Source organism: Devosia sp. FJ2-5-3 (genome assembly GCF_029201545.1).
Classification (GTDB): Bacteria; Pseudomonadota; Alphaproteobacteria; order Rhizobiales; family Devosiaceae; genus Devosia.
This window is the reverse complement of sequence record NZ_CP104007.1, coordinates 1,679,865-1,692,789: the sequence shown is the minus strand read 5'-3', so window position 1 is coordinate 1,692,789 and position 12,925 is coordinate 1,679,865. Positions and strand designations below refer to the sequence as shown.

Genomic DNA, 12,925 nt, shown 5'->3' with positions numbered 1-12,925 from the left:
CCCCTCTCGCCAAAACGCGCAATTTATTTCAAATTTTATCTAATTCCTGCGGGCCGTCTGACGGGCCGGAAACGCAAAAAGGCCCACCATGACGGTGGGCCAGTTCGCGAAGGCGTTTGGTATTAGCGCAGCAGGCTCAGAGCGGTCGATTCCGAGGACTGCATGATCGACAGCGCCGTGGTTGCCATCTGCTGACGGGTCTGGAGCGCAACCAGATTGGCGGCTTCCTGATCCATGTCGGCGGCCGTCAGATTGGTCGAGCTGGCCTTGAGGATGTCGGACAGCGACGCATTGAAATCCTTGCGGGCGGCAATGATGGACTGGTTCGAGCTGAACGAGGCTGCAGTTGCCTGGAGCGAGTCGCCGGCTGCGATCAGGGCGTCGAGCGCCTCATTCACGGCGGTGTCGGACTGCCAGTCGCCTTCGGCGGCGTCGATCTTCAAGGTGTCTGCGCTCACTGCTGTGCCCTCGATTGTGGTCGACGAAGAACCATCCTCGTTCAGTGCCAGGCGGATCTTGTCACCGTTCAGAAGATTGGTGCCATTGATGCCTGCATCCTTGGCGATGCGGGTGATTTCGGAGCGCAGGGCGTCGAACTGCTTGGCCAGGCCCTCGCGGGTGGCGTTATTGGCGGGCTTCTCGACGCCTGCGGTCAGGCCAGCAGCGGAAAGGCCGGTGCCGGTGCCTGCAATGGTGACATTCTCACCCTTCGAGCCGGTCAGCGTCAGCTTGCCGTCAACGAGCGAGGCTTTCACGCCCACATCTGCGTCACCATTGATGCCGTCGATCAGGCCCTGAACTGTGCCGCCACCACCAGGAGCGGTGTAGGTGTAGGTGCCGCTGTCGGTGGTCAGAGTCAGCGTATCAGCGGCAGTGATTGCCGTCGTGTCGGTTACGGTGTTGGTGCCGGCGACCGAGACATTGTTTGCCGACGCGGTCAGCGCCTGGCTGGTGAGGCTGCGGGCTTCCTTGATCAGGCCCTGAATGCCCTTGATACCTTCGCTGGCGGCCTTCATCGAGGACTGCGCCGCGTTGATATTGTCCATCAGCGAGTCAATGGAAGCAGCACGAGAGTCCATCGAGGCTGCAGTAAAGAACTTGGAGACATTGTCGAGCGGGCTGTTGACGGCCTTGCCGGTAACCAGACGGTTCTGGGTCGTGGCCATCTGTTCTGCGACGTTACGCAGGACGGTGAGACCGGTGCGGGCGTTCGACGAGAGATTTACTGCGCTCATTGTTTGGACTTCCTGTTCCAGAGATTTTTTCTTCCGGCTTCCTTGCCGGCGAGAACAGGTTTAGGGATCAAAAGCTGCGGCCCCCTCTCGCGAAAACGCGCAATTTAGTTCAAGTTTTATCGAATTCCCGAGAGCCCGATGCGGGGGACTGACCACCGGAAACCGGGCCGCTGGAAAGGGTCTCTATAAAGCGGGGATGAAAGGGCAATCATCGAGACAGGCCACATGGCGGCCACTTTCCAGCGTGAAGCTCATATTAAGCAGATTCTGCCATAACCAACCCGACATCGGCCCGCCAACTCTCTGGTGTCCTGCGATTTCTGCTGTTACCGCTTATCAAGTCCGTCAATCGACCGGCGGCATTCCCAGAATAGGAAGAACAAGCCATGTCCCTCAAAGTCGAGCTCAAGCCTGGTGAGCGCCTGATCATCGGTCAGTGCATCATTACCAATTCAGACCAGCGCACCCGGCTCTTCATCGACGGCAAGGCCCCGATCCTGCGCGAAAAGGACATCCTTACCGTGTCCACGGCGGACACGCCGGCCAAGCGCATCTACCTGGCCGTGCAACTCATGTATCTTGAGGACGACACAGCCCGTCTGCGAGAAGAATACTTCCATCTTGTCAATGAGATAATCACCGCGGCGCCTTCAATGATCTCGCTGATTAATGGCATCAACAACGAGATTTTAACCGGCGAGCTGTACAAAGCTCTCAAGGCAGCCCGGAAACTAATCCAGTACGAACAGGACCTTCTTGCAAATGTATCATCAGGGAGCGCAGGCCTACCAACAGGTGGCCCGCAAGACGGAAGCCCCGCGTGACCGCGAAGCCAATCTGCTGTCGCGGGCAGCTGCCAATCTCCAGCTCATTCACGACGCGTGGGAGCTCAAGCAGGACAGCCTGAATGAGGCCCTGCTCTTCAATCGCCGCATCTGGAACATTTTCCTGACCTCGGTGACCCGCGAAGACAACCCGCTCCCCGCGGCCGTGCGCCAGAATATCGCCAATCTCGGTCTGTTCGTCATGAACGAGACACGCGAACTGCACATGGAACCCAGCCAGGCCAAGCTCCTGCCGCTGATCAATATCAATCGTCAGCTGGCCGCAGGCCTGCGCGGCGCCGGCGAAGAGTAATCTCTTCCGCTCCAGGATCGCCTCGACGCGATATTCAAAGCCCCCGGATCCAACCGGGGGCCTTTTTTTTGGACGATGCACCACCGCCCTGCCCCCAGACGCCGGACACAAAAAAAGCGGGGCGTTTCCACCCCGCTTCCTATTGGCCATCCTGGCCGATCAAGCGCCTCCTGGCGCCGCCAATCGGCTATTTGAGATAGTTGACGAGGCTCAGATTTGCGACCTGGGCCGTGGTCTGGTAGCTGGCCTCAAGACGGGTCTTGAGTGCAAGCAGCTGCATCACGGTCTCTTCCATGCTCACCGTTTCGACCTCGCTGAGCAGGCTCTGCAACTGGCCCGAAAAGGCGACGTTGCGCTGCGCGGCGCGGCCGACCGTGGCCTTGGTGACGCCCAGCTCGAGGGCAATGCGCTCCACCGAGCCGTCATCCGTGGCAGTGTCCGTGGACATATTGTCCATCTGCCGTTCGACCATGGCGCTGAACCGACCCTTCGAGGTCGGATCGCTGGTGCGATATTCCTGCACACTCATCGAGGCGAGCGTGCGGACCATGTCGAGCAGGCCCTGTTCATTGGCTCGCACGCCATAGCCGACCTTGGTCGAGTCATCGACCTGGGCCGTGGCGGACAGGCGCGGATTGTTCGAGGCAATCTCGCCGGTGTACCAGACGACGGTATTGCTCCGGCCATCGACCAGGGCGGTGGCAGTCTCGGGATTGCCATCGACGCGCATCGGAATGCCATCGGCGCTGAAGAAGTCGTCGGCAGCCGCGAAGGTCGATGCCGCCACCAATTCGCTCTTGGCGACGGTGTCGAGCTGAAGGCGGAGCGCGGCCTCGAAGTTCTTGGCCGTCTCAGCCGCATCGGGCGTGATGCGGAACTGGCCGACGCCGGGGTTCCGGTCCACCGCCGACAATTTGATCGTCGCCGTCGTGCCATCGGGCATCTTGACGCCGAAGCTGACGGACTCGCCCGGGCGCACGTCGTCGGGCAGAGTAATGGTGGGGTTTGGAGCCGGGGTTACGGTCGCCTTGCCGACTGTCGTGGCAATCGAGGTGATATCGCCAAAACCGAATGGGTTCGTCGAATCCTTGGAGATGCCGACGGTTGCACCATTGCGCTCGATTTCGAGGCGGCCGGTTTTTACATTGGCCTCCATCCCGCCGATCCTGGCCTTGAGAGCGGCCTCAAGCGACTCCATGGTTTCGCGCCGATCCGCGCCGATCGCGAAATCATTGGCGCCAAGCGGCCCCGCCAAGGGATCGCGCGCGGTCAGGGAAATGGTCTCGAAAGTCCCATCCGGCTTCTTGAGGGTGACGCTGAGCGTTTCGCCCGGGGCCGGGTTCTGTGCAAGCTTGATGCTCAGATTGTCGGTGCCGTCCGCATCGCCCGATACCTTGATATTGGCATTGTTCGTGGTGATCGCCGAAAAACTGTCGAGATCGCCGCCGGTCAAATTTTCCAGCGCCGCCTGGAATTTTGCGGCAGTCGCGCTGGTATCGCCGGGGACGATCTCATATTCGGTGGCCACCGGCGGAACGGAAAGCGTATCGACGGCCTTGAGAATATGCGTCTGCGAGGTGCCGTCCTGGCGCTTGAGCGTGACGCTGACCGCGTCCTGATCGACCGGGTTCTGGCTGAAATAGGCGGTCTGGTTGATCGGGTTGGACGTGGGGCCGACCGTCTTGATGCTGTCGGTATTGGACGACACCGAGGCCAGCTTATAGCCGAACGCATCGAACATGTTCGAGGACACGGACAGGTAATTGCCATGCGGCCCGCTGATGCGGGTATTGGGCAGGCCGACCCCGCCCAGGGTAATCGTCTGATCGGCGCCGAGATCGGCCCGGTTGCGTTCATTGACGACGGTCTTGTAGCCGGCGAACTGGCCCTCGCCGTTCATGATCCGGTCCATGGGCTGGACGGGAGCGCTGTCGGTCTTGTTCCCGCCCATCAGGTAGCGGCCGGCAACGCTGAGATTGAGCGTTTCCAGCAACTGCGACAGACGGTTTTCGCTGTCCTTCTGCAGGCTGGCCATGACGAGGCCATTTTCGCCAAAGCTGGTCGGCGTGGCCGAATTGCGCGTTTCGGACTTCAGCCCGTTGAGGGCGGTGAACGCCTGGTCGAGGAAACCGAGGCGCAGATTGACGGTGTCGATATTGGCCGAGAAGGATTCGAGCTTGGTGAGGCGACCGCGCGTGGCGAGCGACACGGTGCGATCGCTCCCCATCTCGGCCAGGGTCTGGGCCTTCTGGCCGCTGCCGAGCTGGGTCTGCAGCTTGCCGAGCTGGCCCTGCATGGTGGAGATCGCGCTATATCCGGCCTTGACCGGATACATGGATTTATTGACGAGCATGTTCGCTATCTCCTCTTACCGGAAGGACTGCATGAGGGTGTCGAGCAGTTCCTGCACCACCGACGCCACGCGGGCATTGGCGGCATAGGCGTTCTGCAGCTCCATCAGCCGGGCCACTTCCTCGTTGATGTCGACGCCATAATTCTCCTCCATGCGGGAGCTGATGGCCTCGAGTGTCTGTCTGTTGGTCTGGTCGGCCGACAGGGCGGTCTGGATGGTGCTGCCCTGGTATTCGACCATCTGGTTGACCATGTCGGTCAGTGAGCCGCTCATGCGGAAACCACCGCCATTGGCGCCTACGGCCGTGTTCGAGCCGAAGCGCAGGTTCTTGAACTGATCAACCAGATATTCAACGCGCTTGCTGTCGCCCGCCGCCGTGCCGGCCTCGTATTTGACGAGGAGCGTATTGTCCTGCACCACCGCCGGGTTGATGGTGATGCGCGCGGCAAAGCCGAGGCGCTGCCCCTCCCCGCCCAGTGCGTTGGTAAAGGGCTTGCCGTCCGCATCGAGGAAGAGCGGCACGCCCAGATCGCCATCGGTCAGGCCTGTCGCCGTCCAGCGCGATGTCGCGCCGACCGTCGTGGCATTGCCATTGTTGCGGATCTGCAGATCCGTGTCGCCGGCGACACCCGTGCTGGAAAAACTCGGCCCGACGGCGAGCGAGATGTTCAGCGTATTGGCGATGTGAGCCATGTCGATCGTGCCGGCGACGCCGCCGCCGGCACGATTGAAGAAATCGATCCCGACCACCTGCATGCCATTGCTGTCGGGGCTGGCGAGGGGCAGTTTCGTGGGGTCATCGACACGCACGACCTTGGCCGAGCGTTCGACGCCATCCGTGCCGCGATATTTGAGAACGAAATCATTGCCGTCCTGCAGCTTGGACAGGTCGATGTCATAGCCTGCAGGATCGACGCCGGCAGCAGTGGGTTCGCCCGGGGTCTGCACGGTCGAAAACACCTGCGCAAGCGCGGAGGCGATATCGTCGAGCTGCCTCTGGGCGTCCTGGAGCGTGGTATCGCGCAGTTCGATCAACGCACCCAGCGAGCCGGAGCGGATGGCGCCTTCCTTGATAAGATCGACGCGCGTGCCATTGGGCGTTTCGATGATCAGCTTGCCGACGCTGCTGCGCTTGTCGTCGGTGTTGAACTGGGAGGTGGGGGTCAGCGAACCTGCCTGCTCGAAGGCAAGCATGGATGGCTTGACGTCCAGCAGGGAGGTGCCGGCGCGCGTTGCGAGACGCACCGTGCCGTCAGGATTATAGTCGACCCGCAGATCCATGATTTCGGATATGCCGGACACCAGACGGTCGCGCTGGTCGAGCAGGCTGTTGCGCGTGTTCTGGTCGACGCCGTAGTCGGCAAGGACCAGGTTCACGTCACGCAGCGAGCCCAGCATCGAATTGACCTGGTCGACGCTGGTCGCCATGCGCGTTTCGGTTTCGCGGCGCATGGACTGCACTTCGAGCGACAGCCGATTGAGCGTGGACGCCATGTCCGATGCCTTGGAAACGGCATCGGCACGCGTCGCATAATTGTCCGGGCTGGTCGCCAGGGCGTCCATGGCGTTCTGCAGATGGCCGAGCATGGTATCGAGCGAGCCTGCGCTGCCGGGCTTGCCCATGGCATTCTGCATGCGGTCGAGGAAGGTCCCGCGCGTCGCCGAATAGGCGGTCTCCGGCACCTGCTTGGTGTAGTAATTCTGCAGGATGGAGTCGAAGGCGCGATTGACCTGTCCGGCGCGGACATAGGAATTGTCGCCTCGGCCCACTTCGATGACGTTGAGCGTCTGCTTGTGGTAGCCGGGCGTACCGGCGTTGGAAATATTGCGGGAAATAACTTCCAGCGCCGACTGGCTGGCCTTCAGGCCCGAAAGCGCATTCCCGATAGCGACCGTCAAACCCATAACGGGTCTCCTTTGGAACACAGCGACCGCACGCTAAAAAGGACGCTGCGGCAGATACGAGGGAAATTCGAAACAGTGAGTCCCGACGCAAGCGCCGGGACCGGGAAGAAAAATGAAATGCCGCACCTCTCCCCGCCCAGGCGGGGCATGAACCGGTCAGACAGCCCGAATGACCGGTAGGGATCGATGCAGCATTCCAAAGTCATGTGACCTCAGCGGATCATGTTGAGGGCTTCCTGAAGCATCTCATCGGCTGCGGTCACGATCTTGGTGTTGGCCGAATAGGCCTGCTGGGTGACGATCAGCTTGGTGAATTCTTCAGAAATATCGGTGTTGGAGGCTTCGGTCGAAGAACCGACAATGCCCTGGCCCGTCTGGTCGATGATGGGCTCGCCGGACTCGGAGGTGATGGTGTAGGCACCGCCATCGCCACGCTTGAGGGCGTTGGCATTGGAGAAGCTGGCGGTGATGATCTGCGCCACTTCGCGGTTCTCGCCATTGGTGTAGGAAGCCACCACGCGGCCATCGTCGGAGATGCCCACCGAGATGAACTCGCCCGCACCATAACCGTCCTGCTTGAGGGTCGTGGTGGTGGCCATGCCGCTATTGTCGGCGAACTGAGTCATGCCCTTGAGGCCGTGGTCAATAGACAGATCGGTAAAGTTACGGCCATTCACTGTGACATTGCCAATGGTCACGCGCTCATTGCCATTGACTTCCACACCCGGGGCGCCGGTAACTTTGGCTAGCTGACCCTCGTTGAAAGTGTAGTCGGCGATCTTGCTCCAGGCCTTCGCGGCACCAGGGCTGGAATCGGAAGCGTAGTAGAGGCTCCAAGCTTCCGCGCCGGCGGCATTGCTGGTCTTCGCCCAGCGCATTTGAATGTTGATGGGCTCCCCGGTCTGCGAGTAGACGGTAACCCCGCCGCCCGAAATAGACTCCTTGATGAACAGTTCAGAGTCCGAGCCCGCGATATCGACAACCTCACCGGCCGCGGCCTCTTGGTCGTCCACTATTCCCAGCTTGGCAGCACCCGTGCCCGAGATTTCAACACCGGTGCGATAGTTACCAACAAAATCAACACTCACATTGCCATCATCATTGATGCCGACAACAACCCCGCTCGCATCGGGCCCACCATTGGCGCGCAGATCAGCCTGGATAGCACTCAGCATCTCTCCGAGCGTACCACCAGCATTGACCTTGATCTGAGGCGCAGTCACTGACGCTGTATTGTCTGTGTCCAGAACATATTCACGCACGATGGTACCAATTTGGACCTTGATGACATCATCTGTCGCCACCAGCGTATCTGCTGAATCGGTAGCATCTGCAGCATTCCCTTCAAAAGAGGGGCTATTCACCGCAGCCGGATCGAGGAGCGAAGCCTTGTAGCCCCATGGCTTGAGCAATTCGCTACCCGGCGTGGTGGACACATAAGCCGCCGTCTTGGGGTTTTGCGGAAGGTTTAGTTGATAGTTGATTGTGGTCGACTTCTTCGCCGGCAGGAAGGAATTGTCGATCTGGATGGCCTTGGCGACGGAACCGGTAACAACCCCATTGCTCATATCAAGACCGGTCAGGCGATAGCCCGCGCCGTTGACCAGATAACCATTGCGGTCGACGTCGAAATCGCCACGGCGGGTGTAGAATGTGCCGGCGCTGCCATCGGCCTTCTCGGTGACGAAGAAGCCATTGCCGTTGAGGGCCATATAGGTCTGGGTGTCGGCATTCTGGATGTCGCCGCGCAGCGTGTTCATCGAGCGCGAGAAAGCCGAGACAGCGCCTGCCACCTGGCTTTTGACCGGGGCGTCGGCGATCATGTCGACGAAGCTGGTATCAATCCGCTTGTAGCCGATGGTCTGAGAGTTGGCGATATTGCCGGAAATGTTCTCCATGGCGTGCGACTGCGCCTTGAGACCCGATACCGCACTTTGAAGAGCGCCAAAAATACCCATCTATAACTCCAGTTCCCCAAATTCGAGGCAAACGCCTGTTTTGGCTCCTGCAATGCAAGCACAGTGCCAACTTGTTAACCAACTGAATTAACTATGTTTTTGCTGGAGCGGAGGGCGGCAGGGACCAGGCAACCCGGCAAGTTTGGGGCGACAACATGGCAAAAACTGCCGTCTGAGTGTGGCTCCCGGCGGGGTCGTGAGTTTGGCACCACACTTCCTTTCCCCATGACAGGGCCTTGTTTGCTGGCACTCCACCCAGCGCGTCATTCCGGGCGGCCAGGTGTCCGTACTTGTGCCGCCATCACGATTGTTCTAAACGCAGCGGGAACCACGAAAAGCCTGTCATGCTGTTTGAAAATCCCGACGAGTTCATCAATGCTCCACGCCGTGCCGTGACCGTTTTCGGCATGGCGGGGGTCGGCAAAACGCGCTTGTCCAATCTGCTGCGAAAGAACCGCTGGTTCCACTACTCGGTGGACTACCGCATCGGCACGCGGCACATGGGCGAGTTCATCGTCGACAATTTCAAGGCCGAAGCGATGAAAGTGCCGTTCCTGGCGGAATTGCTGCGCTCGGACTCGATCTACATCTCGTCCAACATCACCTTCGACAATCTCGACCCGCTCTCGACTTATCTGGGCACGCCGGGCAATCCCAAGCTGGGCGGGCTGCCGCTGGCCGAATATCAGCGCCGCCAGGAGCAGCATCGCGTGGCCGAAATTTCGGCCCTGCTGGACGTGCCGCACTTCATCGACCGGGCCAAGCAACTCTATGGCTACAGAGATTTCATCGCGGACACGGGCGGGTCGCTGATCGAGGTCATCGACCACACCGATCCGGAAGATCCGGTGGTCAAGGCGCTGACCGGCAATAGTCTGCTGCTCTACATCCGCGGCACCGACAAGGACGCCTCCGAGCTGGTTCGGCGCTTCAAGCAGAGTCCCAAGCCCATGTATTATCGGCCCGAATTCCTGGTCGAGAAATGGGCCGAGTTCAAGCACATCGAAGGCATCCACGAGGACGACGACGTGGACCCGGCAAAGTTCGGCGCCTGGGGGTTTGAGGCCCTGTTGCACAACCGCCTGCCCCGCTACCAGGCGCTGGCCGACAATTTCGGCTATACGATAGACGCGTCGGATCTGGCGACGGTCCGCGATGGCGACGAGTTCACCGACCTGGTCGCGTCGGCCATCGAGAAGCGAATGCGTTAGCGCGCCCCATTGGGGACGCGCCTGTTCGCTATTCGGTTTTTTCGTTGCCCGTTTGTGAGGCCAACATGCCTATTCGCATTCCCGACAATCTGCCTGCCCGCAAGACGCTCGAAGAAGAGGGCGTCAATGTCATGGATTCCAGCCGCGCTTCGCGGCAGGACATCCGCCCGCTCGAAATCGGCCTGCTGAACCTGATGCCCAATAAGGAGCGGACCGAGACGCAGTTTTCGCGGCTGATTGGCGCCACCCCGCTACAGGTCAATCTCAGCCTCGTGCGGATCACCGAGCACCAGTCCAAGCACACCTCTGAGGAGTATCTCAACTCCTTCTACCAGACCTGGGAAGAGGTGCGCGAACGCAAGTTCGACGGCTTTATCGTCACCGGCGCGCCCATTGCGCATATCCCCTTCGAGGACGTTCGCTACTGGAACGAGATGCTCGAAATCATGGCGTGGACGCGCACCAATGTGCACCACACCATGTTCATCTGCTGGGGCGCCCAGGCCGCACTGCACCATTTCCACGGCGTCCGGCGCCACCGCATGGAGGAAAAGGCCTTCGGCGTCTTCCGCCACCGCATCGTCAATTCGCGCTCGCCATTCCTGCGCGGCATGTCCGACAGCCCGATGATCCCGGTCTCGCGCTATAACGACATCGACCGCACGAGCGTGGGTGATGATCTCGACGTTTTGGTCGACAGCGATATCGGGCTCTGCATGCTGGGCGACCGGGCGGGCAAGGCCGTCTATTTTCTCAACCATCTCGAATATGACAACCGCTCGCTCGCCGACGAATATGACCGCGACGTCCAGGCGGGCCTCAGCCCCAAGCTGCCGGTCAATCTGTTCCCGGGCGACAACCCCGCCGTCGAGCCGGAAAATCGCTGGCGCAGCCACGCGCATCTGTTGTTCCAGAACTGGATCAACGAGATCTACCAGACGACGCCATACGATCTGAACGAGATCGGGCAATAAAAAAGGGGCCGCTGCAGCGGCCCCTTCGCTTTTCAGCCAAAGGCTCAGACGGCGATCTTGCCGCCACCCTGCCTGGTCACCACGACCACGGAGGGGCGAACCGGCATGGCGGGATCGAAATCCGGCCAGCGGGTGGAGAGGTCTTCGTAATAGGACGGACGCCCGAACCCTTCCCAATCGTCGCCGCCATCGCCTGGATGCTGCACGGCGAGGAACAAGGTCTCCCCATCATCGGTAAAGACCGGGCCGCACATTTCAGCGCCAACCGGCACGCGGAAGAAGAGCTTGGAGGTTGCACGTGCCTCCCCTTCCGTATCCACCGCCCACAGACCATCCGTGCGGCCGGTGGCCGAGGGGTTGTTGCCATCGGTTGAGACCCAGAGGCGGCCATCGCTGTCGACCGCGCAATTGTCCGGCATGCCGAACCAGCCATTGGCGGTCGTATCGGTCGAAAAACTTGCCCCGACTTCGGCAATCGAGGGATCTCCGCATTTGAGCAGGATTTCCCAGCTGCCGCTCGTGGCGGCAAAGTCACCATCGCGCTCGGCGATCTCGATGATATGGCCGAAGGCGTTCTTGGCCGTCGGGTTGGCCGCATCGACCTGATCCGCCTCGCGACGGGTATTGTTGGTCAGCATGACATAGACCTTGCCATTGCTGGCGTTCGGCTCGACGTCTTCAGGGCGGTCCATCTTTGTGGCGCCGAGGAGATCGGCGGCGCGGCGTGTCTCGATGACGATATCGGCCTGGCTGGCAAAGCCGTTCGCTTCCGTCAGCGGTCCCTCGCCGTGGACGAGCGGCAGCCATTCCATGGAGCCATCCGCGTCGAACTTTGCGACATAGAGCGTGCCGTCATCGAGCAGGTCCATATTGGCGGCGCGGTTGTCGGGGTTGAAGGTCCCGGCCGTCACGAATTTGTAGACATAGTCGAAGCGTTCGTCGTCGCCGAGATAGAAGACCACGCGGCCATCCTTGCTGACGATGGACTCGGCGCCCTCATGCTTGAAACGGCCCAGCGCCGTGCGCTTTTTCGGAACCGAGTTGGGATCCATCGGGTCGACTTCGACGATATAGCCGAAACGGTTGGGCTCGTTGGGCTCCTTGGAAACGTCGAACCGGTCATAGAAGGCCGCCCATTCATAGGACCCTTCGGGCAGGCCAAGGCGCTCGTAATTGGCCGCTTCGGGATGGTCGGCAGGCAATTCGCCGCCGAAATAGCCGTGAAAATTCTCCTCGGCCATGATGTAGGTGCCCCAAGGCGTGACGCCGCCGGCACAATTGTTCAGCGTGCCGAAAACCCTGGTGCCGGTCGGATCCGCATTGGTCTTGAGCCGGTCGTGCCCGGCCGCCGGACCGCGCACTTCCATCTCCGTTTCGGCGGTGATGCGGCGATTATACTGGCCGTCCCTGACCACCTGCCACTTGCCCTGGTCCTTGCGGATTTCGACGATCGTGCCGCCATGGGCCATGAGCTCGATATCGACCTGCTCCTTGCTGAGCGGGTTCATGGTGATCGTGCCCTCGGCCAGCGTGACGAGGCCCGGGAACATCAGGTGCGGATTGGTGTATTCGTGGTTGACCACAAGCAGGCCATGTTCGCTCGAGCCATCGAGGGGGATATAGCCGACATAGTCATTGTTGTAGCCGAACTGTCGGGCCTGGGCGGCAGCGGTCTGGTTGGCGGGGTCGAACTCTGGCGCGTCGGCGAACAGCCCGTCGCCCCAGCGCAGCAGAATATCGGCGTCATAGCCCTCGGCCACGTGATGGGTCGCGTCGACCCCGGCCTCGACTTCAGTGAACGAAAAGGCCGAAGCACCCGCCGCCTTCGCTTCGCCCGCCGTCAGGAGCGCCAGCGGGCTGACCGTGGCGGCAATGGCAGAAACCGCCAGCGAGCCCTTGAGGAAACCGCGGCGCGAGAAACGGACACTGATCAGCTCGCCCATGGTCGGGTTGCCCGACAGATTGCGCGGCTCGGCATCGGCGGCCTCGAGCTGTGACGTCTTGAAGATGGGGGTCTGGTCGTTCATCGATCGCTCCTCAACAGCGGGCCCGGGAGGGCCGGTCGGAGCGGGAATAGAAGGGGAGGATGACGCCTCCACTACAGGGACGCGACAATTGTATGAACTTGACACCTCTTTGCAAACCGCGCCCC

Annotated in this window: 9 protein-coding genes; 4 read left to right on the top strand and 5 right to left on the bottom strand. The window is 60.8% G+C overall.

Annotated features, from left to right (window positions below; genetic code table 11):
- Nucleotides 1-122: 122 nt before the first annotated feature.
- Entirely contained in the window at nucleotides 123-1,235 is a 1,113-nt protein-coding gene (locus N0P34_RS08045) for a flagellin (protein ID WP_275606497.1), read from the bottom strand.
- Nucleotides 1,236-1,621: 386 nt separating this feature from the next.
- Between N0P34_RS08045 and flbT the strand changes: the two genes are divergently transcribed.
- Nucleotides 1,622-2,059 (top strand): flagellar biosynthesis repressor FlbT, encoded by a 438-nt coding sequence (flbT, locus tag N0P34_RS08040; RefSeq protein ID WP_275606496.1) that lies wholly within the window; start codon nucleotides 1,622-1,624, stop codon nucleotides 2,057-2,059.
- Nucleotides 2,031-2,372: a flagellar biosynthesis regulator FlaF gene (gene flaF / locus N0P34_RS08035; RefSeq protein WP_275606495.1), complete on the top strand. Its 342-nt coding sequence runs from the start codon at nucleotides 2,031-2,033 to the stop codon at nucleotides 2,370-2,372. Before flbT ends, flaF begins: the two co-directional genes overlap by 29 nt.
- A gap of 187 nt (nucleotides 2,373-2,559) precedes the next feature.
- Here the strand turns inward: flaF and N0P34_RS08030 are convergent, their stop codons facing one another.
- The 3 genes from N0P34_RS08030 to N0P34_RS08020 form a co-directional block, all read right to left on the bottom strand.
- Nucleotides 2,560-4,725 (bottom strand): hypothetical protein, encoded by a 2,166-nt coding sequence (locus tag N0P34_RS08030; RefSeq protein WP_275606494.1) that lies wholly within the window; start codon nucleotides 4,723-4,725, stop codon nucleotides 2,560-2,562.
- 15 nt (nucleotides 4,726-4,740) lie between these two features.
- Complete coding sequence (flgK, locus tag N0P34_RS08025; RefSeq protein WP_275606493.1) at nucleotides 4,741-6,630, bottom strand: flagellar hook-associated protein FlgK; 1,890 nt, start codon at nucleotides 6,628-6,630, stop codon at nucleotides 4,741-4,743.
- A gap of 212 nt (nucleotides 6,631-6,842) precedes the next feature.
- Nucleotides 6,843-8,588 (bottom strand): flagellar hook-basal body complex protein, encoded by a 1,746-nt coding sequence (locus N0P34_RS08020; protein ID WP_275606492.1) that lies wholly within the window; start codon nucleotides 8,586-8,588, stop codon nucleotides 6,843-6,845.
- 344 nt (nucleotides 8,589-8,932) lie between these two features.
- Here N0P34_RS08020 and N0P34_RS08015 point away from each other — a divergent pair, with 344 nt between their 5' ends.
- Both N0P34_RS08015 and metA read left to right on the top strand, forming a co-directional pair.
- Entirely contained in the window at nucleotides 8,933-9,799 is an 867-nt protein-coding gene (locus tag N0P34_RS08015) for an ATPase (RefSeq protein ID WP_275606491.1), read from the top strand.
- A 65-nt stretch (nucleotides 9,800-9,864) separates the two neighbouring features.
- Nucleotides 9,865-10,773, top strand: coding sequence for a homoserine O-succinyltransferase (gene metA / locus N0P34_RS08010; protein ID WP_275606490.1), 909 nt, complete (start codon nucleotides 9,865-9,867; stop codon nucleotides 10,771-10,773).
- Between the two features lie 44 nt (nucleotides 10,774-10,817).
- Here metA and N0P34_RS08005 read toward each other — a convergent pair whose 3' ends face one another.
- On the bottom strand, nucleotides 10,818-12,800 hold the full coding sequence (locus tag N0P34_RS08005) for a PhoX family phosphatase (protein ID WP_275606489.1): 1,983 nt from the start codon (nucleotides 12,798-12,800) through the stop codon (nucleotides 10,818-10,820).
- Nucleotides 12,801-12,925 lie beyond the last annotated feature (125 nt).